Raw genomic sequence first — 25,349 nt, 5'->3', positions numbered from 1 at the left:
CCCGCGAAGATATGCCTTCAGGGTTAATGAAGACGCCCCTTGTTGTCTGGAATGCGCTGAATCTATTCGGGATCGACCCAGGTGCTTTCTACATGCAGTTCCTCTAATTGATGGTTGGAGACACCTGCGGGGGCTTGGGTCATCAGGCAGCGAGCTTGTTGGGTTTTTGGGAAGGCAATCGTGTCGCGGATCGAGTCTTCTCCTGTGAGCAGCATGACGATCCGATCCATCCCGAATGCCAAGCCGCCATGGGGTGGGGCTCCCATCTCAAGGGCATCGATGAGGAAGCCGAATTGTTGCTTTGCTTCTTCTAGGGGCAGACCGATGGTTTGCAGCACTTGTCGTTGCAGTTCGGCATTGTGGATGCGTAGTGATCCGCCGCCAAGCTCCAGCCCATTCAAGACAAGGTCATAGGCCTGAGCACGGGCTTGAGGTAGGCGCTCCATCCAGGCGTCGGGATCGTCGCCTAGATCGTCTTTATTTGGTGCACAGAAGGGGTGATGGAGAGCCTCAAGGCGGTTTTCTTCTGCGTTCAACTCGAACATCGGGAAGTCCACGACCCAGAGGAACTGCCATAGCTTGTTGTCTTGGTCTGTGGGGATCAGGCCCAACTCGCGGCCCAGGAATTGCCGCACCCGGTCAAGGGCGCTGTTGACGGTGGCGGTCTTGCCTGCTCCGAACAAAATCAAGTCACCCGCTTTGGCTCCAGTCTGTTTCAGCAGGGCTGCCTTTTGTTTGCTGTTGAGGTTGTCTTTGATCGCACCGATGCTGTCGATCTCATCGGAATCGCGTACACGGATGAAAGCCAGGCCACCGGCCCCAGCTTTTTGGGCTTCGTTGAAAATGTCTCCACCGGGTTTGATGCGCACGTTGCTGATCAGGTCATTCCCGTTTGGCACAGTGATGCACTTCACAGAGCCTCCAGCGGCTATGGCCCCGGAGAAGACTTTGAAGCCCATGTCTTTGAGGATGTCGCTGACATCATTGAGCTCCATTCCATAGCGGGTATCGGGTCGGTCGGTGCCGTATCGGTCCATGGCCTCATGCCAGGTCAATCTTGGGAAGGGAAGTGGTAGGTCGATGCCCTTCACTGCTTTCCAGATGGCGGCGATCAGTCGTTCATTGAGCTTGAGGATCTGTTCTTGATCCATGAAACTCATTTCGATGTCCAGCTGGGTGAATTCCGGCTGCCTGTCGGCGCGTAGGTCTTCATCGCGGAAGCAGCGAGCGACTTGGTAGTAGCGCTCCAATCCGCCCACCATGAGTAATTGTTTGAACAGCTGGGGGGATTGAGGCAGAGCAAACCATTCACCGCTGCATACCCTTGAAGGCACTAGGTAGTCGCGGGCTCCTTCGGGAGTGGAGCGTGTGAGAACAGGAGTTTCCACTTCGATGAATCCTTCGTCTTCCAAAAAATGACGAGCCGTTTTAATGGTTGTGTGGCGTAGCTGGAGATTGCGGCTCATTCGTTCCCGGCGCAGATCCAGGTGGCGGTGACGCAGACGTAGCTCTTCTTTGACGGGTTCTTCGTCGTGGATCGAGACCGTAAAGGGCAGGTTGCCTGTGACGGGGTTGAGTACCTCGAGACCATTGGCTAGCACCTCAATCTCGCCGGTGCTGAGTTTGCTGTTGATTGCATCGGCCGGCCTGGGTCTGACCAGACCCGTGATTTGCAGGACGGTTTCATTACGCAGGCTCTCTGCGCTTGCGAAGAGCTCAGTACCTTGATCGGGATCCACGGTGATTTGTATGGTTCCACTGCGGTCTCGTAGATCGATGAAGATCACTCCGCCATGGTCTCGACAGCGATCAACCCAGCCACACAGTTTCACGTTGGAGGCGATGTGCTTACTGCGCAGTTCGCCGCAACCGTTGCTGCGCATGGGGAAGGCTTCAGGATGAAAAGCGAGTTTCCCACAGGGGCTTGTTGCCGCTTATTAGAACGACCGGTTTTGGCGATGGCCTTCAGCTAAGGGAAGGACGGCGATAAAAGGGGCGCTTCACCACCGTTGCCCGGTGGTGCTTGCCGCGGATCTCTACCTCCACTTCGTTACCGATGCGGGCTAGAGCTGTGGGTAGATAGCCCAGGGCTATCGCTTCTTCCAGACTGGGTGACCAGGTGCCGCTTGTGATTTCTCCCACTTTGTTGTTGTTGTGAAGCAGTGGGTATCCATGACGGGCTATGGCTCGTCCAGACAGCTTTAGACCGACCAAGCGGCGAATGGGGCCTTGCTCTGCTTGTTGCTCTAAGGCAGTTCGACCCATGAATGGAGCAGGCATTTCCAGGTGTACCAACCAGCCGAGACCAGCCTCGAAGGGTGTTGTATTGATGTCCATGTCCTGTCCATAGAGGTGCATTGCTGCCTCTAGACGCAGGGTGTCACGGGAACCGAGTCCGCATGGGATGACTCCTTCTGCGAGCAATTTGAGCCAGAGGGCTCGGCCGGCTTCTGCCTTCAGGAGCAGTTCAAATCCGTCTTCGCCGGTGTAGCCAGTTCGTGCAACGAAGACTGAAGAGGGATCTTTCGCTCCCAGGCCGTAAAACTGGACTTGGCGATGGCCGAAGCGGGGAAGGCTCGCTAGTGATTCGCCACTTAAGCGTTCCAACACCTTGGTCGCTTGGGGTCCTTGTAGTGCCAGTAAGACGCCATTGTTCTTGGCATCCGAGAGTGCGATGCCTGCGGGCTGCAAATGTTGCTTTAACCAGATGGTGTCGGTTTTGCTGCAGGCTGCATTAATCACAATCAGCAGGCTTTGGCTGTCTTGCTTATTGGTGCCAAGGTCATAAATGACTAGGTCATCGAGAATTCCGCCTGTTTCGTTGAGCAGCACCGTGTAGCAAGCCTCACCTGGACCGATGCGATTGAGGTCGGTTGGCACTAGTGCTTGCAAGTGGTCTTTGGGGTTGGTTCCTTCGAGACGCAGCACTCCCATATGAGAGATATCGAACATTCCCACCTGCTGACGCACTGCCTGATGTTCTTGGAGTAGGCCAGAGAACTGCACTGGCATGTCCCAGCCGGCAAAGGGCACCATCCGGCCGCCTGCATCTCGGCAGAGGTCATGGAGGGGTGTGTGTTGCAGATTCACGGGCTGGACGTTGCAGTGCCGAAATCCTATGGAGGGTGCTATTGGGTTTGCAGAAGCGGAAGGAAAGTCGCAGATTTGACGATTTCAGTCGTCCAATCCGTTAACAGTCCTTACCCTGAGCGTCATTCGGGGATTGAAAAATGTCCACGAGAGCCAGCTGCAAAACCTGTGAACACTGTGGTACCAGTCAGTTGGCGGATGCAGGTTGGTGTCGTCTTAGGCAAATCAGCGTGCATCCTGAGTTGGCGCACGTTGCTCTGTGTCATCACTGGACAGAACAAGCCCCATCACTGCCATTGTTGAAGGAGAAAGCGACTGAAACTCAGATGGATCGGCAGCTTGAGCTTGGTCGTACTTTGGTTGGTTGTCTGAGTGAGGATCTTTAATCAGGGGATACAGGAGCTGTTTTCAGACCTGGATGTTTTTCGAGCTGCTTTGAGTGTTCGAAGATCTAGCGTGAAACTCTGCTGAAGCAATGGAGTGATGCTGCTCACTTTTGCTCAGATCTTGTAGACAGGCTGAGCAGCATGAGCAGGCTGCGGGTCACCTTGGCACCGAGCACACTACTCATCCCTGAAGGATCAAGTTGGGGGGCGAGTTCCACCACGTCAGCGCCTACCAGTTGATGGTGTCGTAGTACATCCACGACGACGGCAAAATCGCGCCATAGAAAGCCGCCTGGTTCAGGTGTGCCCGTCCCCGGCAGTACGGATGGGTCGAACCAATCCAAATCCACGGTGAGATAGAGAGGTTTGCCTTGATGGGGTGCAAGGGCTTTAGCGAGCTCAGTCGCTGCTTGGCCGGGGTTGTGGTTCACCAGCCGTTGCTGATCGTGTAGTTCTTGAAATTCTGCGCGTGTGCCACTGCGGATTGCGAATTGCAGCAGCTGAGCGCTTGGCAGGACCTCGAGGCAACGGCGCATGGCACAGGCATGGCTGTGTCGCGCACCTAGATACTCTTGGCGGAGGTCTGCATGGGCATCCAGTTGCAACAGCACGAGATCTGAATGCAATTCAGTGATTGCAGCCACTGCTCCGGAGCTGATCGAGTGCTCGCCGCCTAGCATCAGCGGTCTGAGACCCATCTTCAGCACGTTTTGGGTGGCTTTTTTGACTGCTTCTACAACGGGCTTGGGGTCGCCGCAGGGAATTTCAAGGGCGCCAAGGTCAGTGAAGGCAAGATCTTCTAGATCCAGATCAAGCTGAGGGCAGTAGGTTTCTAGGCCATTGCTGACGTCGCGGATGGCTGTCGGACCGAAGCGGCTGCCTGGGCGGAATGAAGAGGTGCCGTCGTAAGGCACGCCAAAAAGTCCGACGTTGCATCCGGTAGGGTCGCGTCTTGCAGCCATGAAGATGGCACCTTCGCTGTCGAATCTTGTTGCAGTGGTTGTTGTGTTTTGGGGCATCAAGTCAGCTCCCTTTCAATAAAAGCTGGGATGGCTTCAAAGGCACCCTGTTGCCAGCGTGGGCTCCAGATTTCACAGCCTGCGGAGATGGCGGCTGCTCTTGCTGGGAGTGGGTTGCGATAACGAGGACCATCGATGGCGGCGAAGGTCCAGCTCCACCAGCCGCTTGGATACATCGGCACCCAGCCGTAGAGGGGATCTGCGTAGCCGAAAACTTGACGGATCAGGCGAACAGTGTCGATGTGAACCTGACGGAATGCTTCTGGTGACTCGCTTTGAGTAGCAAAAACTCCTCCGGGCCGCAGGATGCGTCGGCAATGCTCAAAGAAGGTTTGATTGAAGAGACCTTCTGCAGGCCCTGCAGGATCTGATCCGTCGATAAGAATCACGTCGTAGGAGGATTCAGTTGCATTGGCTACCCAGGCAATGCCGTTTTCCAGGTTGAGCTGTAAGCGCGGATCGCTCCAAGCATGGCTTCCAAGGCTGGGCAGATGCTTTTGGCTCAGTTCCACGACTCGGCGATCAATTTCCACCATGTCGAGGTGTTTGACGTCTTGGTAGCGCAGGCACTCCCTGGCTGTGCCGCCATCGCCGCCCCCAATCACCAACACCCGTTCAAGTTGGGCCGCGCTACACAGAGCTGGGTGGACCAAGGATTCGTGATAGTGGCGTTCCTGGTGTTCTGCGGTCATCCAGCAGCCGTCGAGCAACAGCCCTTTTCCGTAGCGGCTGCTATCGATCACCGTGATTCGCTGGTATGGGCTTGTTTCATCAACCAGCACACGGCCTTGCAGGCCATAGCGAACACCCTGGTGGTGTTCATCGATCCAGCCATTTGCTGTTGTTGAAGGGCTGTCCATGGCAAGGAGGCCTAAAACTTTCTTCCAGCTAAGCCCTCCATAGGGCTTTGATGCCAGCGTGGGTCTATGGTGCAAGACCTTTTGATTACGAATCGCTTGCAGATTCCTGCTGCTGAAATGCAGTGGCGATTTTCAAGGGCTTCTGGGCCTGGAGGGCAGGCGAGCAAAGGAATAGACCGAATTCAATTTTTTGAGCCCTTTTTGGTTGTTCTGTCCGAAGGATATTGTTTTGTACTTAGAAGTGCATCTTTCCATGAATAATTAACGCAATTCATGCTGACTGAATGCTAATTAGGCATTGAGTGAAGGTTTGGATTGTCGGGTGCGTTTTAATTCGCCGCGTAGTTTTTTGGCTTGAAGACGACGTTTCTTTGCTGCTTGACTGGGTTTGGTTGGTTTGCGTGTCTTGGGAACTGCTTCTAAGCCCATTCGTAAAAAATAAGCCAGTCTCGAAAGGGCTAACTGACGGTTTTGATATTGCGAACGTTCTTCCGCTGCAACCACACGTATACAACCAGCCACCAAGCGATGTTGAAGTTGACTTAATAAGCGTTTTTTTCGAAAAGGTCCTAGTGCAGAGGTTGCGTTGAGATCAAAGATCAGTTCAACTCGACTATTGGTCTTATTGACGTTTTGCCCACCAGGACCTGAAGCCCTTGAAAATCGCCATTGTAATTCAGCTGATGGGATGACTAATTGCGAATTAACTCTTAGATCGTCCATTGACTTTAGTCGCAGATCTTGGAAGTATTTTTTAGGAGTGTGACTCTATTAAAGTGGGCTTAGTGGCATGGCGCATGTTAATGATTAAAATACATGATTGTTGCAGGTCAAGATTTGACTAGGCCAGATTTAACTGGCCATGGCATTGGCGCTAACCCTTCTTTCTTGAAGGTTGAGATTGTTCATGCTTCTGCTTATGGAAACTTCGCAAGGCAAACTTAGAATCTTCTCCTAAGCTAATGACTGGATTTTGAGGTCGCATCGCTTTTTGGATGCTTTCAAAGCCAAACACTCCCAATGATCCATTCAATGAATAATTGGCGTCTAAGGGCTAAATTAATCAGCAGGTGATCATTCTTCTTTTTTTTGATTATTACGATTTCGGAATGCCCTCTCGCCTGTCCAAAATGCGATTGCAATTAATACGGCTGTAATCGTTAGGGGGAAATCGGTAATTGATACAGCGAACATTGGATAAATCATCTCTGGCTTTACCTGAAGTAGATGGCTTGAGTTTGAGGTTGTAAATTTAGGCTATAGAACTTGTTCTCATAAGCCTTCAATGTGTGTTAATTCGATATCTTTTTGTCGTCAGCCTCGTCTCGAATTGCTGCTTTGGCTTCTTGCCAAAGTTGTTCTAGTTTCGTCAGTGCTTGGCTGCTTAGTTGGCCCTCGAGTGCTGCTTCAACGCGAGAAAAGCGATCAAGAAAGCGTTGGTTTGTACCTGCAAGGCCTTCTTCTGGGTTTAGGCCGCACCAGCGAGCAACATTCACAAGAGTGAACAGCACATCACCAAGTTCTGTTTGTGCATGGGCTTGGTCTTCATGCTCTACCGCCTCTTTGAGTTCCTCGAACTCTTCTTGCACTTTTCCCCATACTCCATCGATGGTGTTCCATTCGAAGCCAACGTTTGCGACCTTTTTGGAGATGGCCATCGCTCCAGCCAGAGCTGGCTGACCCCTCACCTTGCTACGTAGACGATCGCTTAGTGAACTGTTCGAGGTTGGGCCGGGCTGCTCACTGGCTTTAATCGATTCCCAACTTTGCCGCACTGCTTCGCTGTCGATTGCGACTGCCTCTGCGAACACATGTGGGTGTCGGCGAATGAGCTTTTTGCTGATGCCTCGGGCGATGTCTTCGAGATTGAAGCGTCCTTCTTCTTTAGCGATCTGAGCATGTAGCACGACCTGCAGCAGAAGATCCCCTAGTTCTTCGCTGAGGTGGTTGTCATCGCCGTTGCGGATGGCGTCGGCCACTTCGTGGGCTTCTTCCAACATGCATGGAATCAAGGAGGCATGGGTCTGCTCCAGATCCCAAGGGCAACCTCCCTTTGGATCCCTGAGCTGGGCCACGATGCTGACCAGCTCCGCGATGGCTTCTGTTGGAGCCAGATGTTGTTCGGCGTCCATGGCCATTGGTTTGTATTGGCCTACCTTCTCATCGATGACGCCAGCGATGCCATTCGGCGGGTAGGGGATCGCCATCGAGAATCAGGTGTAGCCAAACACTGGCTTCCAGCCCGAGCAGCACTGCAAGGATTGGCTGGGGATTAAGTCTTAGCTGCTCATTCAATGCTTTGGCAAGGCTGAGCGGTGCAGGACATCCCAGCGGCTGTAAGAGCATCAGTAGTAGGCCAGTCCAACTCATCAGGTAGGCGAGCCTTAGACCGGTACCAATTAGTGGGCCGTGGGAGAAGAGGGAGCGATGGGGAATCAGTTTGCGGTAGGGCCACCAAAGACCTTGCAAGAGCCCCCAGCGCTTCAATGGCTTTGAATAAGTGTCGAGGTCTGGAGACAGCCACAGTCCGCCGACGACAAAGGCCAGCCCACCAATCAGACCACTGGGCAAGCCCATCACAAAGCTCAGGCCGAAGCCAAATGGCAGGCTCCAGAAGCAGGTAGCTTTGTCGTGGTCCTCGCCTGAGGCCATTGCTCTTCTATGGTGATCAAGTCCACCTTGACCTCTTGGGGCACAATTGTCTCTAGGGGCGATTAGCTCAGCGGTAGAGCGCCTGCCTTACAAGCAGGATGTCGCTGGTTCGATCCCAGCATCGCCCATTCATTGGCCTCAATGAATTTTTGGTTTGCCTAAAACTCATAAAAGCTGTTCACTCAATTCAATGAGCCTAAAATGAGATTGCTAACTGATGGTATTGGCAAGCCAATAAGCTGAATTCTGCACCTTGTCTTGTGTCAAGACATGCACCTGAAAAATGTTTCATTGTATCTTTAATTATGAATGCCTTTGAATCTGACTTTTGAGGCCATGAGTTAAGCCTTCGCGAACGGAAATCTTTAGTTGAGCATGCTTTTAATGTGCTCATCGGCTTATGGTCTTTGCAAAGCATATTGCTTGATGATGAGTGGTGATTAGGGCAACAAAGTCATGCTCCAATTTTTCCTGAGCCAGGTCGAGAGGAGTTGCTGGTAGGCAGTCGATGTTTCAATTGAGTAGCAATATAAATATTGCCCCAGTTCATCCATTCTCTCAAATCAATCTGCTTGCACTGTTTAGAACCCTCTGCTTGTTCTGCCCATTTAGGCAGGGCTTCATCATGATCCTTATCAATTCAGCATGAGGCGAGCGTCTGATGACAACTCCCTTCAGACCTATGAAGGCTGACCCGCATGATCAAGGCAGGATTTCAAAGTCCCAGGCCTGAAAGGGACCACTGCAGAGCTAGATTTCTTGAGAATGAAGAATTTCGCTAGGGATGCAATAGTGATGCATCGTTAATTCTTCGAGATGGAAAATGGTCCGCGCCTAGGGATTACGCCAACCGCCGCAGCTGAGTTGGTTCGACAGGCTGCTTTGGCCGGCAAGCCAGGCTTGATGCACCTTGATTTGATTAAGGCCACCTACGATGAGGGTTGGCTGTACATTCGACTCCAGCCTGGTGAATGTGGTGGTGTGCCTGTCGCTCGAGCAGATGGCATCACTCTTTTTGCACCGGTTGGCCAGTTTCATTTACTTTCCGGTCTCACCCTCAATTATTATGGAGATTTGAGTGGTGGCGGTTTCTTGATTAGTTTGCCTGAGGGAGCTGAAGCATCTGCTTGTGGTGGAGGTTTTCGTTTTATAGAAAAAGAACAGTAGTTATTTGTAGCAAGTGCTCTGGTCTATTTAACATGCCATGTGAATCGTGGCATGGCTAAATTGTTCAACTGTGATTTGATTTGCTGGTGATAGCTTTTTTTGTTGATCATTTTTATTGCTTTGATGTATGAGCTTTGCAGGAGGTTGGGCCGCTGCCTAAGCGTTTCTTCAGTGAGATTTCAGGTCAGGGTTTGATCCTTTTGGCAGCTCTCACAGTGACCAAAGAACTCAAGTGTGTGGAAGATCAGCTGAAAATTATGACTTTGCTCTTGCGGGATGTTGAGGTTGTGCAAAGGGCAATGCTCGATCGGCAGCGTTTTGCCGCAGTCCACGCATGTGAGGTGATGAAGGTCCCTTTCCACTGGCGCATAGAGGGTTTCACCTGTAGGTAGGTGTCGGCATCTCACCAGTCCTCGTTGTTGAAGCTGGCGTAAGTTTCTGTATACGGTCGCAAGTCCCATGGCATAGGGGCTGTCCTGCAAGGCGCGATACAGCTGCTGACCGCTCATTTCATCGCAACAGCAACGTAGTTCTTTCAAAAGTTGGTTCTGCCGCAGTGTGGGCTGACTTTGATCGACAGGCATGGATGAGCTCGTTCACTTGCTCTTTTAGCTCAGAGGAGCTGGCAAGAGGATTGCTTTTGACAAATTTTTTGAATAAATGATTCTAGAGAATCAACGAGCAAGACCATTGCACGAATTCAATTTCATGCAAACAGCAGATGTTTAAGCTGATCTCAAGAGAATATAGAATCTTTGATTGACAAACTCTTTGCCTCATTTTGAAATGACATTCGTCAGAGCTTTTGTTTGTGATTCAGTGTCAGCAGTTAACTCACTGATATGTCATTCATCGCGATTATTCAGAATCAATGGCTAGTTTTTATATTTTTATTGAAAATCAAGCCAGCCCTGCAAGATATTTAAGGTCGTTATTCTCAAGTGGTAGTAAATTCAGTGACCCTTACGTCGATCGCTAATCAAGTCAGCACCCTTTAAGGGTTGGAGGTGGCAACAAACGCGTGATTGTTCAAACTGTCACTGATTAATCAGAGCATACAATATTTATCAGACCAGGGAAGTTCTTTTGTTTTTTGCATGACAATAGGATCTGGAAGCGTCTTGATTAGAGTTCTCGCGCTTGCTTTTGCAGCACTCCCATGATAATCAAGTGGAAGAATATCCGCCAAGCTTTTGAACTCAAAAGGGCAATTAGCTTAGTCTGATTCTTAACGCGAGTCAGCCTCTGCTGTGGGTTATAAGTAGTTTTTAAGGTTGTTTTGGGTGCTCATGTCATTACATGATGAGCAGCGATCACTGGGCACAAGTGTTCAATCTGATCCATTCAATATCATGAAAAATTCTGCAAAAGAATTCCATTGCTGCAGAATCAGCCACATGCACAGTTGAGCTAGATGGATAGGCTCGCCACTGCCTGGGCGATATTTCAGGGCCTTCTGCTTGAAGCGATTCCCTTCCTGTTGCTGGGTGTCACCATTGCTGGCCTGGCCCGCTGGCTTGTACCCCAGAGTGCCTGGATCGGACGTCTCCCCCGGCATCCACTGCTAGCGCCGATCACGGGTGCCTTAATGGGTTTTGCCCTACCTGCTTGTGAATGTGGCAATGTTCCTGTCGCCCGCCGCTTGCTGGCCAGCGGTGCTCCTTTGGGCACAGCCTTTGGCTTTTTGTTTGCAGCGCCAGTCCTGAATCCGATTGTTCTCGCCAGCACCTGGGCCGCTTTCCCTGATCAGTCTTGGTTGCTGATTGCTAGACCACTGGGAGCCTTTCTCATCGCTTTGTTACTCAGTGCTCTTTTGGTGCAGCTACCAGAAGCGCAATTGATTGAATCGTCCCTACTGGCAGAACGGCGTCTTAGCCAGCCCTTGAGCAGCATCGGCCTATTAGAAAGAGGCGCTGGGCTGATCGGAGCCGCGCTACCCGATCCACAACCAACGAGAATCAAGCGACCTCAACTCAGTGAGGTGCTGGAACAAAGCAGCCGGGAATTTCTTGACCTGCTTGCTCTACTCGTACTCGGTTGTGTGATCGCCGCCCTTGTGCAGAGCTGGCTGCCACGCAGTTGGCTATTGGCGGTAGGCAGCGCGCCGACACTCTCGATTGTGGCGTTAATGCTGCTGGCGATTGTGGTCTCGGTGTGCTCAAGCGTGGATGCTTTTCTGGCCCTTGGCTTTGCTGCCCAGGTGACACCAGGAGCCCTGCTGGCGTTCCTGTTATTGGGTCCGGTTGTGGATCTGAAACTTGCAGGTTTGTTCACGGTGTTGCTCAGGCCAAAAGCGATTGGCATCACGGCAATCGTGGCCTGTTTAGGCGTGCTGCTCATCGGCCAGTGGGTCAATTTATGGCAACTTTGAACAGGAGAAAACGATGATGCGTGCCCTGCTTCTGCAGCTGTGGGGATGGATGGTGGTCTGGAGTGTTCATTCAGGTCGCCTCGACCTCCTTCTCGCTGGTGGCTTCCACAAACTTGTCAGTGCTTCAGGAGTGGCGCTGCTGATTGCGGGTGTGATGGTGGGACTTAAAAGCCGCAAGCGGAAAGAATCAGTCTCATGGCCCTGGCTGGCCAGTGCTGGGATGGCAGTCCTTGTATTAGCAGTGCCTCCTCAACCTTCCTTCAGCGATCTGGCAGCCTCGCGCCCGCAAGGCCTACTTGAACCGCCGGATCTTGCTTTCGTGCTGCCGCCTCAACAGCGCACGCTTACGGACTGGGTAAGGCTATTGCGCAGCCAGCCTGACCCGGATCTGGTGGATGGCAATCCTGTCAACATCAGTGGATTTGTGCTCAATAGAGGCGACCAGCCAGCCCAGATCGCACGCCTTACGGTGCGCTGCTGTCTGGCGGATGCCACCCCTCGCAGGTCTACCGGTGTCCTGGCCAGTGGACGCTAAACCCAAGGTCAATCAGTGGCTCAAGATTGAAGGGCATATGAAGGTGGAAACACGTCAGGGCCAGAGAGTCGCCGTTGTGGTTCCCGAGACAATCACCCCGATTCCAAGGCCGGAACGACCACTGGAACCATGAAGCAAAAGATGTGGGTGCTGCTAACAAGTTTCGCGGCTCTGGTACTGGTGCAACAGCAATTGCTGCTGAGCCGTCCACCCCGATTGCTGTCACGCACACCGCAGCCCCTTCAGTCAGGTAGTGCTGCCCTTGACCTTCGCTTCAGTCGGCCGATGCAACTGGGGAGCGTGGCGGCAGATAGTCAACTACAACCGGACCTAGTTCACCGTTGGCAGGGGGAGAACAATCTTCTGCGTTTGTTGATTGATGCCAATCAGAGAATCAAGGCTTCAATTCAGCTGACGGTTGCTGGACAGGATCATCGAGCCCAGGCTCTACCTCCCCAACACTGGTGGTGGGATCCGAGACCCTGGCTGTTAGTGAATCGCCAGGTGGATGGCGGAGACCAACTGCAAGTCCAGAGCCGCGATGGGCGTTGGATACCCCTGAGCCCCACGCTGAATCAGATTCAGAGAGTTGTTCCCCTTGGCAATGGCAAGGGAGCCGCCTTGATCGAAAGGGATAAGGACTGGAAGCAACGACTCTTTTTGCTGCCTTTGTTGCCACGCAATATCACGGCTCATCGCGATCAGCTCGCTGCTCCAAAGGCAGGGAAATTGATGCCATTAGTGCCAGGGCAATATCTTTTTGCTGATCTCAGCAGCAACCTGAACGGTGACCTGCTTGCGCAAACAGGAGGATTCACTCCAGGAAGTGGACGCACTGAACTGATCAAAGCGGATGGCCAGAGAAGAACCCTTGAGATCAAAGCCTCCGGTCCGATCCAGCTGCTGCCGGCCGGTGGTGGAGCGGTTGTGCCCACCTTCAACGGGCTGACACTGCGTCCATTGATTGAAAACTACAAGACCCCCCAACTCCTCCCCGGGGCAAGGGATCTCGGAGATTTCTGCCAAGCCACGGGCAGGGCAGTGCTCATCCGCCATTGGCCGGACTATCGCCGTTCCATTGAGTTGGTGATTCCAGGATTGTCCCCTAAGCAGCTCTGGCTTGGCGAAGAGTCAGTGCTGGCCTTGAGTTGTGATAACAGGGGCGAACGTGTTTGGGCGGTTCTTGGTCGCAGGCAGGATCGCCGCATGCAACATGAGCTTGTTCTACTGGATGGCGACGGCTTGGTACTGGGCCGCCGCCAACTAGCACCATGGACTTTTAAGCCACGTTCAATGCTGCAGTTTGACCCTGTGGGCGAACAGTTGTTGATGACCGTCACCAAGCCAGGATGGGATGCAGGTCGAGCGGCTCTGATGGATGCCACCACGCTTGAATGGCTCAAGGTATTGCCAATACGAATTAAGGAGGCACTTTGGTTGTCCGCAGGGTGATCTATCGCTGTTGGCTTAGAAGCTGAATGTGACGCCGGTGCCGATGTGGTGCTGCCAGCCTTCACCCCAGCCTGAGCCTCCTTCTGAACTGTAGGTGGGCTGCCAGTGGGCGAACAGAACAGTGTTGTTGCCCACTGGATATGCAACTTCCAGTTCGCCTGCGAAATCGGTGCGCTGTTCGAGTCCGGAGTAGATGCCCGGTACGTAGAAACGTGGTCCAGCGTTGAGGCTGATGTTCAATAGGTCGACATTGAAACCGACTCCAAGACGGGGATCGGTGTAGTTGCCCATCCATGTGCCATCCGATTCCCATCCCTGCCGATGCTCGATAGAGAGATAAACGCCATCGATCAGGTCTTCGAGGCGATCGCCGAGAGCAAAATTGACATCTCCATCACCCAGTGCCCAAACTAGTTTCGCTCCTAGTTCATTCTTCAGACCCTTAATGTCTTCGCCTTGATCCTTGGTGACGTAGTAGGGATTCCAAGAGACCGACAGGCTTAGGCGATCGTTAGGGGCATAGCGCGCCTGTAGGAAACCGCGGACATCGGAGCGCTTGTAGTCGGTGTCATGGGACCCATGGCCAGCATGCTCATCGTCATCGTCATGCTCGGCATGGTCGTCGTCATGCTCCTCGCCATGGTCGTCATGGTCATCGTCATGCTCGGCATGGTCGTCGTCATGCTCCTCGCCATGGTCGTCATGGTCATCGTCATGCTCGGCATGGTCATCGTCGCTATGGCTATCCGTCTCTTCGTCATGCTCATCAACATGAACCTTGCCGTAAAAGTGCTCTGCTTCACCCCACACCAGGGCTGGACCAATGGCGGCTTCAATCGCGAAGCTACCGTTATTGCCAAGACCCCACTCCATCACTACGCCAAACAAACCATCGATGGCGTAGTGCTCCGGGCTGCCATCGAGGTTGGTTTCGAACCCTCCATGGCCTTCGATGGTGAGAACGGGTGATGTACGAAATTCACCTGCCTCTAGCGCTTCTGCGCCACCGCCGCCATGGTTGCCACCTGCAAAGCTGGGGCGGCAGAAGGTGGCATCAAGCGTTGTTGGAGCAAGTAGGAGCGCTAGAAGTAAAAACTTGGGCCGATTGAAGAGACGATGAGACATTGGTTTGTGTAGGAATGAATTGAAAGGGATCCAACAAAGGTGAAATTGATTGTTCAACGAATCGCGGACCAACGCGCCATCAGTTCATCGGCAGCGGCCTGATCACACTGGCCTCCTTGGCCTTGGACCACAGTGCAAATGTTTAGCGTTGCCGTGCCAACTGTGGAGCGATCGGGAGCGAGGCCATCTGCGAACAGAGGTGAGCTATAAACGGGTAGTCCAGTGCTGCGGTTGATGCGGCGCAGGGTCTTGCTGACAGGTAGAGATTCAGGAAAAAGGGTTTGGGCGCCTGACCCCTCCACTTCAGCTGTGATCGTTCGAAGGCTAGAGGGGCGCAAAACGCCTCCGGTGGTAAAGGAATCGAGCATGGTGATTTGTCTCAGCCCATAGCGATTCGTGAGGTGGCTATAAGCCTTGTGTTCACTCACGAGAACGCGCTGATTCTCAGGAATCGTTGCGAACTGCTTGCCGCCCCAATCACCAACTGCATTGAGCACGTTAATCGCTTCTGCAGCCCGAGCAGCCAATGCAGACTGTTGCGTTGCAGGCAGGATAGGAGCCAGACGCTCAGCAATAACGGTCACCATCGCGGCCGAGTTGGCGGGATCGTGCCAGACATGGGGGTCTGAGCCGTCGTGGTCATGAGCACCATGCTCCGCATGGCCGTTGTCGTGGTTTGCGTGGTCCGTAGTGGGTATTGCTTTCTCCGCCACGGCAACAACCTTGGCTGAACCGCTGATTTTGTTTGCACTCGGGGTGAGGTTGTAGCCGTTGTGCAACACCAAACTTGCACTGCTCAGAGCTTGTCGATCACTGGGCTTGAGCCGGTAGTTGTGGGGATCGCTACCCGGTTGAATCAGGCAAACCACCTTGGCATCTGAGGCCACAAGCGTGCGAGTGAGATCACAGAGCACACCATCAATGGCGACCACGGTTGGCTGACTTGCCTGTGCAGAAACTGGATTAGCAGAGACTGTGGCTAGAACAAGTAGAGCGTGTATTGCTGAAGGTGTGATACGGCGCGCTGAAGCCAAAATGCTCTAAAATGAGAATGATTCCCATTTTTATGACTAGGCGGGGTTCTGTGCGTTCTCTTGTTTCAGTTCCAAGACAGGACCAAGCTCTTCATCAGTTGGATGTTGGCATTGCCTCGGCGATGCCAAGCCTCAGTGTGCGAGGGGTCTCCTATGACTATGACAACTGCCCTGCCATCAAGAGTGTTGATCTTGACCTTCACTCTGGGACGCTCACAGCCCTCGTCGGTCCTAATGGTGCTGGTAAGTCCACCCTGCTTCATTTGATTCAGGGTTGCCTTAGAGCGAATCAGGGCACGATTGAAAGCAACGGCAGTATTGCTTTGATGCCACAACGGGCGTCAATCGACTGGTCGTTTCCGATCACGGTGACGCAGATGGTGGAGTTGGGAAGACTGCGTACGCGCAATCGAGGGCAGCAGCTTTCTGCGCAGCAGCTACTCAATCAGGTTGGGCTGAATGGGCTCGGTGCTCGACGGCTCGACCGGCTTTCAGGAGGCCAGCAGCAGCGGGTGCTGCTGGCACGGGCACTGATGCAGCAGACCAGCATCTTGCTGCTCGATGAACCTTGCAGCGCCATCGACCCGCCGACGCGTGAACATCTACTCACAGTGATGCGCCAGCAAGCAGAATCGGGACAAACCCTACTCGTGAGTAGCCATGATTGGGGCAGTGCCCTCGACAGTTATGACCGAGTGGTGGTGCTCGACGGCACGGTCCTTGCCTGTGGCACACCCGACGAAGTTCGCCAGAACCTCACCGACATGACTTGCATGATGGGCAGTCACTGCTGTGGATGACTTTGGCGTTTGGTGGTTAACGCCACTGATCCTGGCTCTGATGGTTGGGGTGATCTGCCCGACGGCTGGTGCTCTGCTGATTACTCAGCGACGCATCCTTTTAGCCAATCTGATGGCCCATTCGGTCTTGCCAGGGCTGGTGCTTGCGCTGGCATTCGAGCTGGATCCCCTAATCGGTGGTTTGTTGAGCGGTCTGCTGGGTGCGTTGCTGGCAGAACAGCTCAACCATCGTTTCAAAGGCCGGGAGGAGGGCGCAATGAACACCGTGCTGGCGGGTTTCACTGCCCTGGGGGTGCTGCTGGTGCCCCTGCTGCAAGCGCGAATCGATCTGGAAGCCCTTCTTTTTGGAGACATGCTTGCTGGCAACGGTAGCGATGTGATCCGGACGATGATCGCTGCCGCTGCCTTGCTGCTGCTGTTGCTCAGTCGTTATCAGGATCTTGTGTTTCTCGGTGTGGATCAGGAGGGAGCGATCGCGGCGCGACGACCGGTCATGCAGATCCGTTTCATCACGATTCTGATCACCGCTTTGGTCGTGATCAGCGCAATCACTGCCGTTGGTGTTGTGCTTGTGATTGCCCTGCTTTGCGCTCCTGTGCTGGTGAATCTTGATCGCAGCGAGAGTCTGCGCGTCTTGATGCTGCGCTCTGCTGGCACTGGTGTGCTGCTGAGCAGTGGCGGATTAATGCTGGCGATTTTGCTGGATCTGCCGCCGGGGCCTTTGATTGGGGTGCTTTGTCTGGTGTTGTTGCTTTTTTGGCGCCGTTGACCAAGGTTCAGATTGACATCGCTACTGACGGCAAAAGTTGTTCGGAGCTGCCATCTCCTCGCTAATCGGGATTCTCCTTTTTAGATGTGCACTACCCAGCGGCTAGCCAGCGCCAAGACCAACAATGCTCCGCTAGCTGTTAACCAGGGTTGTCGCTGGCGGCTGATTAGACGCCGAAGTAACACCACACAACCAAGCCAACCAACCGCAATGGCCAAGCTCTGGCAGAAGCCAATCACTTTGGGATTGGCGCTCCATTGAGGCCAACCAATCGGCAACACAGTGCCGGCCTCTGCCATGCCAATCGGTAGATGACGCGCCAAGAGCACGCTCCATAACAGTGGTAAGGCGGTGTACAGCCAGCGACGCTCCACCCACAGACCTGCAGCTGCTGGCAGGCTTAGCGCTAGTGCAGCAAACACCAGCCGCGCAAAAAGGGGCCCCTCCTGGAGAGACTCTGGAGCCAGGGGCAACCAGCCCAGTAGTCGTTGCCAATGATGCAGGGTGATTCCACCGGCCAACACCAAGATCAATCCCTTCTCGCCTTTTGGACCATGCATGCTGCGTTGCAGATCTGCGGCTGGAGGCCGCAGTCGCAATTGCACGGAGTGGTGCGGGCATGCTTGTGCGCAGGTCAGACAAAGGACACAGTTGCGGTTGTCGCTGAGATGGGCTGGATGGGTGCCCAGGGGGCAACCTTCGCTAGCCATACCTTCGCCTTCAGCAGGACCTCCTTTGAAACAGGCGTAGGACGTGCAACTCCCTGAGCAAGTGCCCGATTGCGCACGTAATTCGAGGATCGAAAGCTTTGCGAATAGGCCATTCATGCCGCCAACTGGGCAGAGATAGCGGCACCAGAATCGCTTTTCGAAGACCAGTGAACACAGCACAGCTCCTGAGGTAATCAGTAGCAAGAGGTAACTGCTGAGTCGGGCTGTGTCTTCTAGGTTCCAGACCTCTTCCCAGATCAGGATCGCTGCGAACCCTATCGCCAAAACTGGTGCGCCCCAACTGTCGTGATCGCCATGGGGCCAGAGCCTTGGTTGCAACCAACCAGTAGGTAAACCCAAGGTTGAGATCAATTTTGCGAGAGCCTTTTTGCTGTTCTGAGCAATTTCGCCCCAGACCATGAATGGACAGACTGCACACCAAAGTCGCCCAACTAGCGGGTAAGTCAGCAGGATCAGAGGCCACCACCAGGCCCAGAAAAATTTGAGCATGCTGTTATGTGCCCTGTCTTGTGGGCCAAACCACAGCCACAGGTTCACTAGCACGAAGACCCAGCTCACCAGCCCAAAAAGCAAGCCGTTCCAGAGTTGGGGTGAGCGCATCAACTGACGTAGTTGAGGCTTCCAGCGCCAGATCTCAAAGCGCAGGTTGGGTTCCCGGCTGTTCACCCAGAACACGTCTTCCGGCAAAGCTGCGGGTAGGACCATGGTGATTGCAGCGCTTGCTTGCTCAGCCGCGGCCTGGCTGCGGGCTTGTTGCAGGGCCCGTTCCACCACGCTGTCCAATTCGCGGATGTTGTTCGGGAAATCGTGGCTTTGCAGTCGCCTGACAATTGCTTCGGGCAACTCGGGAGGGCGACTCCAGCCCAGACTGGGGCTGCGCTGGCGCAGGCTGTAACGGAGCCAATCGCCCAGATCGGATCGTCGCACTCTTAAGGGTGGCACTCTGATCTGAGTTGCTATCCCCTCTAGCTCTTTGAGGCTTGATTCGGCAGTCAACAAGATCCGCCCCGAGAAGGCAGGGTGGCCTTCAGTGGCAAGGGCAATCAGACGTGCTTGCAGTTGAGGCTCTGCAAGATCAATGCAGTCGATCAGAAGGTTGCCATTCCCTAGGCAATCGAGCAGAGACAGTTCATGAGAGCCTTCTCTGCCAAAAAGTTCAACGCCTTGGCCTCGTATGTTGCTGGCATCGAAGCGCATCAAAAGAAGGCGTCGATCGGCAGAGCCGAAATGCACCAGTCTGGCGATGTTGTCTTTTTCTAAGCCTGGTTCACCACTGATTAAGACTGGCTTGCGCTCTGGATCATTGGCTGCTTGGCGAATGGATTCCCGTAACTTGCAGGCATAACGGCTGCCTCCCACCACGCCGCGGCGTGGGCGACCGATTAGGTAGGGAGCCATCCGCATCATGCATTGATGGCTGGGGGTGGTGGACTCCATACCGATCAGACACGACGGACATCCAACTCATCCAAGCTGACAGCAAGCCATTGCGGCTCAAGCTCATCTTGACCAATTAATTCATGGGGCCAAGCGCTCGATGCGCCAGGTTTGCGCATGGTTGCTGTCTTGTTGGGGTCGGTAGCGAAATCGATCGTTTAGCCGGTTCTCGCGTCCCTGCCAGAATTCGAATTCAGTCGGAGCCACCCGAAAGCCACCCCAGAACTCAGGGAGGGGTACTTCACCATTGGCGAAGCGACGATTCATTTCTTGCCATTTCATTTCCAGGATCTGGCGCGAGCTGATTACTTGGCTTTGCTGCGATACCCAGACCCCAAGGCGACTCCCGAAGGGTCTTGAGCTGAAATAGGCCTGAGATTCAGCTCTGCTGATGCGCTCAGCAGGGCCCATGATTGCGACTTGCCGCTCAAGGTCATACCAGGGAAATAGCAGGCTCACATTCGGATGCGCAGAAATGTCTTCGGCTTTTCGGCTGCCGTAATTGGTGAAGAACACAAATCCGCGCTTGTCAAAGGCTTTGAGCAGCACTGTGCGGCTACTGGGGCGCTTGCCATCAAAGGTGCTGAGCACCATGGCTGTGGACTCTTGCAGATCAGCTGCGATGGCTTGCTGAAGCCAGCGACGGAATTGCTCCACTGGATCGGCCTCTAGGTCGACACTGCGCAGGCTTGCTCTTTGGTAATTCCGCCTAATCGCTGCTATGTCTTGATCAGGGGAGGGTGCACCCATGGGAGCGATGGGGTTAAGAGGATTCTTAGCCAATGCCGCTTGGGCCCGCTGCTTGATGTTCTATCTGTTTAGCAGGGTGTCTTACTGCTGAGGCTTAATCCTTTCAGTAGCGGTTTTGAAAGATCTGCATTGGCAGGGCTAATGAAGATCAGCATCAGCGCCTTGCCATGGGCTTAGCAATGGATTGATTGGTTTTGAGTTTTAAGGTTTTAGGCCTTTGGGTAGCAGGGCTCCTTCAAGGCGGGCGCCCTCCAGCTGGGCTCCTTCTAGCTTGCTGTTTCTCAGATCGCATCCACGTAGGTCCGCTTTGCGTAGATCGGCTTCGCTAAAGGATGTGCCGTAGAGGCAGCAGCCAAGCAGGTTGGCTCCGTGCAGATTGGCTCTCTGTAGCAGGGCATAACTAAGGTCTGCGTTGTTGAAATCTGCTTTGCCTAGGTCAGTGAGTTGATCGAGTCCTGAACGGAAATCTGCCTCGACTAGCCGGGTGTGATGCCATCTGCTGCTGGCAGCAATCACGCCTCTTAAGCAACAGCGATGCATGACAGCCTCGCTGAAGTCTGCTTTTTGCATACGGGATCCGGAGAGGTCAGCTTCGTGCCAAAACGATTGCTGAGCTTGAAGATTGGAAAGATCTGCCCCCCATAGCAAGGCTTCTTGAAAACAGCAGCCCTGGACGTTGGCATTACTTAGCTGGGCATGACCAAAGCGGGCTTCCTTGAAACAGCTGTCGGTGAGTTCGCAGCTTGATAGATCAAGACCATCGACTTGAATGAGGTGAAGGCCTGGAAAACAACGCTTGCCATCAGCAAGGGCTTGTCGTAATTGGTCGAGGTTTTGTGGGCTAAGGGAAGGGATCTCCTCCATCAAATGATGGAGGAGAGTTCGTCGAGCTGTTGGCGGCGGGCGGTCATGATCAGTTTTTGCGCCTGGCTAATCAGTTTGAAGACAGCCTTGTCCATCACCTCGTAGTACACGAGGGACCCTTCGGGGCGGCGATGCACCACTCCAGCGATGGTCAGCAGCTTCAGGTGTTTCGATACCAGGGCCTGGCTTAGGTCAGTTTTTTCAACAACGGCGGTTACGTTGAGAGGCCCGCTCCTGAGTGCTTCAAGAACTGCCAGGCGATTGGGCTCTGAGAACACTTTGAAGTACTCGGCGAGGAGCTCCATATCAACAACTTGTATAAAACAGAATAAACTTAGCGTGACCTGCTGAGACTTGATGAGGTATATTAACGCAATAGCGTTATATTAGCTTTAGCGTCCTTGCTGGATTGCTGTCTGGGCCGAAGCCCCTGCAGGCTTGTAGTTACAGGATTGCTGATCAGTCTTGAGGCCTCTAGATCTTGCGGGTTCTTGGGCGCGATTGGCTGTATCCAGGCTGCTTATGTTCCTGCGTTGTGATTTGGATACTCGGTGTATTTTGCGATTGCCTAAGGAAAAGGACGATTTTTAAAGCAAAGGCCTTATGATCACTTGCCAGTTAGAGCAAGGTGATGACGGCCACTACTGCTACTGCCCCTACCATGAGAGGAGGAGGGAGGAATGAACTACCACCACACCTTGATGACAACCTCCTGACTCCGCGTTTTTACACCACAGAATTCGATAAGGCAGCCAAAACTGATCTTGACATCGCCCGCAAAGATTTTGAGGCGATGTTTAAAGAGATGGAAGCAGACTACAATCTGAAACATTTTGATCGCAAGGCTTCTCTAGAGCGCCTTTCTGAACTCTCTCCTGAGGACAAGGCTATTTATGAGAGCTATTTGGTTCGCTCTGTTGTCTCAGAGTTTTCTGGATTTTTACTCTTTAAGGAGATCTCAAATAGATTCAAGAAAGCAGGTCGTCAGGAATTGGGGCAGTTTTTTACATTTTTAGCAAGGGATGAAGCTCGTCATGCAGGTTTTCTTGGTAGGGCATTAAAGGCAGAAGGAATTAATGTTGACTTGCCAAACTTAGGTAACAAAAGAGCGGCCACATTTTTTCCGCTCAGCTGGGTACTCTACTCCTTATATCTTTCTGAGAAGATTGGCTATTGGCGTTATATCTTGATTAACCGTCACTTGAATGATAATCCAGAGAAGGTATGTGCGCCTTTATTTGACTTTTTTGAGCCATGGTGTCAGGACGAAAATCGTCATGGTGATTGCATCAATCTGATGATGCGTTGCTGGCCAGGAATGACCAAAGGTTTCCGAGGCAAACTGCTAAGCCGCTTTTTCCTTTGGAGTGTTTTCCTTACTCACACACTCACTGTTTGCGAGCGGGGTGATTTCTACGGTCTTTTGGGTATCGACCCTGTCCTTTTTGATGAGGAGGTGATCATTCAAACCAATAACACTTCTCGCAATGCATTCCCTTGGGTTTACAACTTCGATGATGGCAAATTCCTTGAGATGCGTGTGCAGATCTTGAAGGCATTTCGTAATTGGAGGGAAAGCTCTGGCTTGGCTAAGCCGGTAGCTCTTAGTAAGTTTGTTTCACTGATTCTTAGGCAGTTCGCATTGCCAATGCAGAAAACAAATGCAGTTCGCTATGGATAAATTCGTCTGCTGAAGAAGACTTGATGAAATCCTTAGAGTTTTCGTCAGCGTACAGCACAAGTTATATTTCTGTAGGCTTTTTTGTTTTGCTTGAGTGTGTTTATAGATCAAAAGGGCTGCCTGCTTTAGATTTAATGCTCCCCAAATCTTTGCCGAACTGCATTTCGTAGACCTCATCCTCATCCTGAGTCTCAACTTCTAGATCTCCAGTTGCTCTTGCCACGCAAAGCAGCCCATATCCTTTGTCGCGCATTTCTTTTGAAAGGCCAATACCAGCCGTTTGATCCATCTCGCCAGATAAAATTCTTACGGCGCATGTTGTGCAACAGCCATTTCTGCATGAAAAAGGCAGCTGCTCTCCACGTGACTCGAAAGAGCGCAGAATATATTCCCCATCTGGCACATCAAAAGTAATTGTGCGGCCTGCTTGGCGGTGGTGGATTGTGATCTTGTGAAGGGATGTCATATGAGTAGCAAGAATGTGAAAGTGTTTTTTCAATGTAGTAAGGATAGGTATTTTTTTAATTCTTCGCTAGCAGATGTGTTTGTAGTGTTGGCTTGGTGTTGATTGATCACCCGTATCAACTGCCAGTGCAATTATTTATTGAACACTAAGATCCCTATTTGTTGGTGCCGGTGGTAATGAACTTGCATGTTCATGTAATTGATCAACATCTAGTTGAATGCTGCAACTCTCACCACCAAAGCGCATTTTCAGCCAATTGATTGCTGTGAGTTCGTTGGCAACCACTGCTTCCACCCCTGTTCCAGGCAGATTGAATTTCTGAACCAGTTCAGGAGAAAGATACCAAAAAGCTACATCGTCGCCATTGCGCTTCCGACGTTCGCGAATTGTTTCTCGTAATTGCCCATTGCCGGTCAGTTGGCCGGTAGGGGCCAATAGTACGTAGAGAGCTTGGGTCTCTGACATGGCGAAAAGTGCTTAGAGAAATCCTTTAAATCAATCTTATACGCCAAGTTGTTTTGTCTTTGCAGGATGGAGCTCAGCCTTTAGTGGCAATGCCAGGGCGGTGCTTTGATTGTTTTATAGGTTTTCGCCTTTGCCTTCTTCAGTTTGGTTGTGTGCTCTTCGTGGCTGATTGTTCAAGACGATTGCACTGATATTGCGCTTGAACGGAATCTGAAGCCATCAATCACACTGTTTTCAGCTTGTTAGTCGATCCTGTTAGCTCTACTTGCTAAGAGCAGCACCGCCAGGCAATGTCTTCATGTTGCCTACTTTTTCGCGCCAAATATTGAGGATTGATGCGGTTTGTTGTTGGGCCATTGTTCCTTTTTGCAAGAGTTGCCTTGGTTCTTGCCTAAACGTGGGTGATTGTGGCGGGTTTGCCAATCTTGGAAATCGCTCTGAGTTTTGTAGATGAGCTGTGATCACTGAGCGAACACCTCCCAACGATCCTTGCGATTGCTTGCGACCAGGCCGTTGTATCAGTCTTGATTTGTCCTGATTCGTTGCTGGACACTATTCCTAGAGCTCAAGTTTTGAGATCTGGTTTTTGAAAAGCTTCTCCTGAGATGTCCCCTTTGCTCTCAAGCGAGTGCGTCCAGTGTGTTCAGCCAGCCGATGCTGCCATACCTGAATGGTCCTGATCGAATGTGCTGACCTTGCCAGCTTCGTTGCCTTAACTTTGCCCATCTCATCATCTGCTCTATGGAGGTGCCAGCAAGTGCTATGTCTGCTTGGGGGATCTGGCATCCAGAGGAACCATGCCTCATCGATCAGTGAAGAAGATCTAAGGAATGCTTCCTAGGCAGCTCATGAGCAGCTCAGGGGATCAGCGATCAAGTTCAGTCTTCTGGGAAAAGCAGGTTGGCGAGTTCTTCTGCATCAACGTCATAGACGCGCGCCAGGCTGGTTTCAATGGCGCTGGTCACGTCTCCTGGAAGAAAGCGCATCGCATTGAGTGCATCTTCAGAGATCTCATCAGTGAGCAGCTGATCCTCAGAGTCGAGCTTTTCATCATTGATCACGGCCAATACCCACGTGATGTAGGCATCCACCAAATTCGAAAATTCGAGTTCGGGATCGTTCAGATCCAGGGTCATGGGCCCTGCCGGATTAGACACCTCATCAGTCTGCCTGCTGGAGGAGAGGATGTCTGCCATGGACGATTCCCAAGCAATTCTGTTTCAGGGCAAATTGGTTGATTTTGCTTTGGCTGAGCTGGTGCGGCAGCACCGGGATAGCTTTCAGCCCCTCTGGACGGTGGATAGTTGGGCCAAGTTGCTGATCTGGATGGCGCTCAACTGTGGGTTGTCGGGAGAGCGCGAGAGCCTTGAGTTATTTGCCGAGGCTCTGGGCCCAAGGTTGACGGGTCGCTTGCGCGGGTTGTTTTACGAACGAACCTTGGAGGATCTCGAATTGCAGCTGATGGCTGATCCAGCTGAGCCCCAAGTGCTGGTGATGCCTATAGCACCTGGGGCCGTAGTGACACCCCAGCAGGCTTCCAGGGCATTGGATCAGGTGGGGTTGCTGGAAAGGGTTGATTCCGACCGCAGTCGCTGGCAAAGGCTTGATGCGCTAGTCGCTATTCCTTGGAAAGTTTCTCAGTGATGCGGGTGATGGTTTCGAGCCGTTATGGATGCGCCGCGGCCTTTTGCGAGC

The 25,349-nt window shown here is 52.6% G+C and carries 25 protein-coding genes, 1 tRNA gene and 1 pseudogene; 10 read left to right on the top strand and 17 right to left on the bottom strand.

What is annotated here, in order from left to right; all coding sequences use genetic code 11:
• Positions 1-62: 62 nt before the first annotated feature.
• Together aspS and gcvT are read right to left on the bottom strand one after the other, a co-directional pair.
• On the bottom strand, positions 63-1,883 hold the full coding sequence (gene aspS / locus AKG35_RS11820) for an aspartate--tRNA ligase (RefSeq protein ID WP_011131580.1): 1,821 nt from the start codon (positions 1,881-1,883) through the stop codon (positions 63-65).
• 82 nt (positions 1,884-1,965) lie between these two features.
• Positions 1,966-3,090 (bottom strand): glycine cleavage system aminomethyltransferase GcvT, encoded by a 1,125-nt coding sequence (gene gcvT / locus AKG35_RS11815; RefSeq protein ID WP_011131579.1) that lies wholly within the window; start codon positions 3,088-3,090, stop codon positions 1,966-1,968.
• A gap of 140 nt (positions 3,091-3,230) precedes the next feature.
• On the opposite strand from gcvT, the gene AKG35_RS11810 reads away from it, so the two are divergent.
• Entirely contained in the window at positions 3,231-3,476 is a 246-nt protein-coding gene (locus AKG35_RS11810; protein WP_041384799.1) for a hypothetical protein, read from the top strand.
• A 104-nt stretch (positions 3,477-3,580) separates the two neighbouring features.
• Here the strand turns inward: AKG35_RS11810 and speB are convergent, their stop codons facing one another.
• The 5 genes from speB to AKG35_RS11780 form a co-directional block, all read right to left on the bottom strand.
• Entirely contained in the window at positions 3,581-4,495 is a 915-nt protein-coding gene (speB, locus tag AKG35_RS11805; protein WP_011131578.1) for an agmatinase, read from the bottom strand.
• Positions 4,495-5,355 (bottom strand): polyamine aminopropyltransferase, encoded by an 861-nt coding sequence (gene speE, locus AKG35_RS11800; protein WP_011131577.1) that lies wholly within the window; start codon positions 5,353-5,355, stop codon positions 4,495-4,497. Before speE ends, speB begins: the two co-directional genes overlap by 1 nt.
• Positions 5,356-5,646: 291 nt before the next feature.
• Positions 5,647-6,078, bottom strand: coding sequence for an alternative ribosome rescue aminoacyl-tRNA hydrolase ArfB (arfB, locus tag AKG35_RS11790; RefSeq protein ID WP_011131576.1), 432 nt, complete (start codon positions 6,076-6,078; stop codon positions 5,647-5,649).
• 569 nt (positions 6,079-6,647) lie between these two features.
• Positions 6,648-7,562 (bottom strand): nucleoside triphosphate pyrophosphohydrolase, encoded by a 915-nt coding sequence (gene mazG / locus AKG35_RS11785; protein WP_011131575.1) that lies wholly within the window; start codon positions 7,560-7,562, stop codon positions 6,648-6,650.
• Complete coding sequence (locus tag AKG35_RS11780; RefSeq protein ID WP_011131574.1) at positions 7,516-8,007, bottom strand: metal-binding protein; 492 nt, start codon at positions 8,005-8,007, stop codon at positions 7,516-7,518. The genes mazG and AKG35_RS11780 overlap by 47 nt, the downstream gene beginning before the upstream one ends.
• 56 nt (positions 8,008-8,063) lie before the next feature.
• Here AKG35_RS11780 and AKG35_RS11775 point away from each other — a divergent pair.
• Both AKG35_RS11775 and AKG35_RS11770 read left to right on the top strand, forming a co-directional pair.
• Positions 8,064-8,135: transfer RNA gene (locus tag AKG35_RS11775), tRNA-Val, on the top strand.
• Between the two features lie 688 nt (positions 8,136-8,823).
• Positions 8,824-9,174, top strand: coding sequence for a hypothetical protein (locus AKG35_RS11770; RefSeq protein WP_011131573.1), 351 nt, complete (start codon positions 8,824-8,826; stop codon positions 9,172-9,174).
• A 179-nt stretch (positions 9,175-9,353) separates the two neighbouring features.
• Here the strand turns inward: AKG35_RS11770 and AKG35_RS11765 are convergent, their stop codons facing one another.
• Positions 9,354-9,758, bottom strand: coding sequence for a Fur family transcriptional regulator (locus AKG35_RS11765; RefSeq protein WP_011131572.1), 405 nt, complete (start codon positions 9,756-9,758; stop codon positions 9,354-9,356).
• 830 nt (positions 9,759-10,588) lie between these two features.
• On the opposite strand from AKG35_RS11765, the gene AKG35_RS11760 reads away from it, so the two are divergent.
• The 3 genes and pseudogenes from AKG35_RS11760 (at position 10,589) to AKG35_RS11750 (ending at position 13,532) form a co-directional block, all read left to right on the top strand.
• Positions 10,589-11,545, top strand: a complete 957-nt coding sequence (locus AKG35_RS11760; protein WP_011131571.1) for a permease — start codon at positions 10,589-10,591, stop codon at positions 11,543-11,545.
• Between the two features lie 13 nt (positions 11,546-11,558).
• Positions 11,559-12,213 (top strand): annotated as a pseudogene (locus tag AKG35_RS11755) (TIGR03943 family putative permease subunit).
• Positions 12,210-13,532: a hypothetical protein gene (locus tag AKG35_RS11750; RefSeq protein ID WP_011131569.1), complete on the top strand. Its 1,323-nt coding sequence runs from the start codon at positions 12,210-12,212 to the stop codon at positions 13,530-13,532. The pseudogene AKG35_RS11755 and the gene AKG35_RS11750 overlap by 4 nt, the downstream one beginning before the upstream one ends.
• 15 nt (positions 13,533-13,547) lie before the next feature.
• Here the strand turns inward: AKG35_RS11750 and AKG35_RS11745 are convergent, their stop codons facing one another.
• A complete protein-coding gene (locus AKG35_RS11745) occupies positions 13,548-14,657 on the bottom strand; it encodes a hypothetical protein (RefSeq protein ID WP_011131568.1) in 1,110 nt (369 codons plus the stop codon).
• 53 nt (positions 14,658-14,710) lie between these two features.
• Entirely contained in the window at positions 14,711-15,691 is a 981-nt protein-coding gene (locus AKG35_RS11740; protein ID WP_011131567.1) for a metal ABC transporter substrate-binding protein, read from the bottom strand.
• A 122-nt stretch (positions 15,692-15,813) separates the two neighbouring features.
• Between AKG35_RS11740 and AKG35_RS11735 the strand changes: the two genes are divergently transcribed.
• A complete protein-coding gene (locus tag AKG35_RS11735) occupies positions 15,814-16,491 on the top strand; it encodes a metal ABC transporter ATP-binding protein (RefSeq protein ID WP_011131566.1) in 678 nt (225 codons plus the stop codon).
• Positions 16,484-17,260, top strand: coding sequence for a metal ABC transporter permease (locus tag AKG35_RS11730; protein WP_011131565.1), 777 nt, complete (start codon positions 16,484-16,486; stop codon positions 17,258-17,260). Before AKG35_RS11735 ends, AKG35_RS11730 begins: the two co-directional genes overlap by 8 nt.
• A gap of 80 nt (positions 17,261-17,340) precedes the next feature.
• Here the strand turns inward: AKG35_RS11730 and AKG35_RS11725 are convergent, their stop codons facing one another.
• The 4 genes from AKG35_RS11725 to AKG35_RS11710 all read right to left on the bottom strand — a co-directional run bounded on the left by AKG35_RS11725 (position 17,341) and on the right by AKG35_RS11710 (position 21,347).
• Entirely contained in the window at positions 17,341-19,428 is a 2,088-nt protein-coding gene (locus AKG35_RS11725) for a 4Fe-4S binding protein (RefSeq protein WP_011131564.1), read from the bottom strand.
• An 81-nt stretch (positions 19,429-19,509) separates the two neighbouring features.
• Positions 19,510-20,178 (bottom strand): pyridoxamine 5'-phosphate oxidase, encoded by a 669-nt coding sequence (gene pdxH / locus AKG35_RS11720; RefSeq protein WP_011131563.1) that lies wholly within the window; start codon positions 20,176-20,178, stop codon positions 19,510-19,512.
• 201 nt (positions 20,179-20,379) lie between these two features.
• Positions 20,380-21,042: a pentapeptide repeat-containing protein gene (locus AKG35_RS11715; protein WP_041384793.1), complete on the bottom strand. Its 663-nt coding sequence runs from the start codon at positions 21,040-21,042 to the stop codon at positions 20,380-20,382.
• A complete protein-coding gene (locus AKG35_RS11710; RefSeq protein ID WP_011131561.1) occupies positions 21,042-21,347 on the bottom strand; it encodes an ArsR/SmtB family transcription factor in 306 nt (101 codons plus the stop codon). Before AKG35_RS11710 ends, AKG35_RS11715 begins: the two co-directional genes overlap by 1 nt.
• Before the next feature lie 326 nt (positions 21,348-21,673).
• Between AKG35_RS11710 and acsF the strand changes: the two genes are divergently transcribed.
• A complete protein-coding gene (acsF, locus tag AKG35_RS11705; protein ID WP_011131560.1) occupies positions 21,674-22,723 on the top strand; it encodes a magnesium-protoporphyrin IX monomethyl ester (oxidative) cyclase in 1,050 nt (349 codons plus the stop codon).
• A 100-nt stretch (positions 22,724-22,823) separates the two neighbouring features.
• Here acsF and AKG35_RS11700 read toward each other — a convergent pair whose 3' ends face one another.
• From AKG35_RS11700 to AKG35_RS11680, 3 genes are all read right to left on the bottom strand, one after another.
• A complete protein-coding gene (locus AKG35_RS11700; RefSeq protein ID WP_011131559.1) occupies positions 22,824-23,189 on the bottom strand; it encodes a 2Fe-2S iron-sulfur cluster-binding protein in 366 nt (121 codons plus the stop codon).
• Positions 23,190-23,324: 135 nt separating this feature from the next.
• Positions 23,325-23,654, bottom strand: coding sequence for a hypothetical protein (locus tag AKG35_RS11695; protein WP_011131558.1), 330 nt, complete (start codon positions 23,652-23,654; stop codon positions 23,325-23,327).
• Between the two features lie 878 nt (positions 23,655-24,532).
• A complete protein-coding gene (locus AKG35_RS11680; RefSeq protein ID WP_041384786.1) occupies positions 24,533-24,790 on the bottom strand; it encodes a hypothetical protein in 258 nt (85 codons plus the stop codon).
• A gap of 58 nt (positions 24,791-24,848) precedes the next feature.
• Here AKG35_RS11680 and AKG35_RS11675 point away from each other — a divergent pair, with 58 nt between their 5' ends.
• The gene (locus tag AKG35_RS11675) at positions 24,849-25,298 is read left to right on the top strand and encodes a hypothetical protein (RefSeq protein WP_011131556.1); all 450 of its coding nucleotides are present in this window, start codon (positions 24,849-24,851) and stop codon (positions 25,296-25,298) included.
• Positions 25,299-25,349 lie beyond the last annotated feature (51 nt).

Source organism: Prochlorococcus marinus str. MIT 9313, from assembly GCF_000011485.1.
GTDB lineage: Bacteria > Cyanobacteriota > Cyanobacteriia > PCC-6307 > Cyanobiaceae > Prochlorococcus > Prochlorococcus marinus_D.
The sequence above is the reverse complement of the archived record's forward strand: the minus strand, read 5'-3'. Positions and strand labels throughout refer to the sequence as shown.

Coding starts and splice junctions, on each gene's coding strand:
- arfB (WP_011131576.1), bottom strand. CDS start 6,078: ATGGACGATCTAAGAGTTAATTCGCAATTAGTCATCCCATCAGCTGAA.
- AKG35_RS11760 (WP_011131571.1), top strand. CDS start 10,589: ATGGATAGGCTCGCCACTGCCTGGGCGATATTTCAGGGCCTTCTGCTT.
- pdxH (WP_011131563.1), bottom strand. CDS start 20,178: ATGGGTGCACCCTCCCCTGATCAAGACATAGCAGCGATTAGGCGGAAT.
- AKG35_RS11725 (WP_011131564.1), bottom strand. CDS start 19,428: ATGGAGTCCACCACCCCCAGCCATCAATGCATGATGCGGATGGCTCCC.
- AKG35_RS11770 (WP_011131573.1), top strand. CDS start 8,824: ATGGAAAATGGTCCGCGCCTAGGGATTACGCCAACCGCCGCAGCTGAG.
- aspS (WP_011131580.1), bottom strand. CDS start 1,883: ATGCGCAGCAACGGTTGCGGCGAACTGCGCAGTAAGCACATCGCCTCC.
- AKG35_RS11715 (WP_041384793.1), bottom strand. CDS start 21,042: ATGGAGGAGATCCCTTCCCTTAGCCCACAAAACCTCGACCAATTACGA.
- AKG35_RS11750 (WP_011131569.1), top strand. CDS start 12,210: ATGAAGCAAAAGATGTGGGTGCTGCTAACAAGTTTCGCGGCTCTGGTA.
- AKG35_RS11680 (WP_041384786.1), bottom strand. CDS start 24,790: ATGACCCTGGATCTGAACGATCCCGAACTCGAATTTTCGAATTTGGTG.
- AKG35_RS11780 (WP_011131574.1), bottom strand. CDS start 8,007: ATGGCCTCAGGCGAGGACCACGACAAAGCTACCTGCTTCTGGAGCCTG.
- acsF (WP_011131560.1), top strand. CDS start 21,674: ATGACGGCCACTACTGCTACTGCCCCTACCATGAGAGGAGGAGGGAGG.
- speE (WP_011131577.1), bottom strand. CDS start 5,355: ATGGACAGCCCTTCAACAACAGCAAATGGCTGGATCGATGAACACCAC.
- AKG35_RS11695 (WP_011131558.1), bottom strand. CDS start 23,654: ATGTCAGAGACCCAAGCTCTCTACGTACTATTGGCCCCTACCGGCCAA.
- AKG35_RS11810 (WP_041384799.1), top strand. CDS start 3,231: ATGTCCACGAGAGCCAGCTGCAAAACCTGTGAACACTGTGGTACCAGT.
- AKG35_RS11700 (WP_011131559.1), bottom strand. CDS start 23,189: ATGACATCCCTTCACAAGATCACAATCCACCACCGCCAAGCAGGCCGC.
- AKG35_RS11675 (WP_011131556.1), top strand. CDS start 24,849: ATGGACGATTCCCAAGCAATTCTGTTTCAGGGCAAATTGGTTGATTTT.
- AKG35_RS11745 (WP_011131568.1), bottom strand. CDS start 14,657: ATGTCTCATCGTCTCTTCAATCGGCCCAAGTTTTTACTTCTAGCGCTC.
- AKG35_RS11765 (WP_011131572.1), bottom strand. CDS start 9,758: ATGCCTGTCGATCAAAGTCAGCCCACACTGCGGCAGAACCAACTTTTG.
- mazG (WP_011131575.1), bottom strand. CDS start 7,562: ATGGCGATCCCCTACCCGCCGAATGGCATCGCTGGCGTCATCGATGAG.
- AKG35_RS11735 (WP_011131566.1), top strand. CDS start 15,814: ATGCCAAGCCTCAGTGTGCGAGGGGTCTCCTATGACTATGACAACTGC.
- speB (WP_011131578.1), bottom strand. CDS start 4,495: ATGCCCCAAAACACAACAACCACTGCAACAAGATTCGACAGCGAAGGT.
- AKG35_RS11710 (WP_011131561.1), bottom strand. CDS start 21,347: ATGGAGCTCCTCGCCGAGTACTTCAAAGTGTTCTCAGAGCCCAATCGC.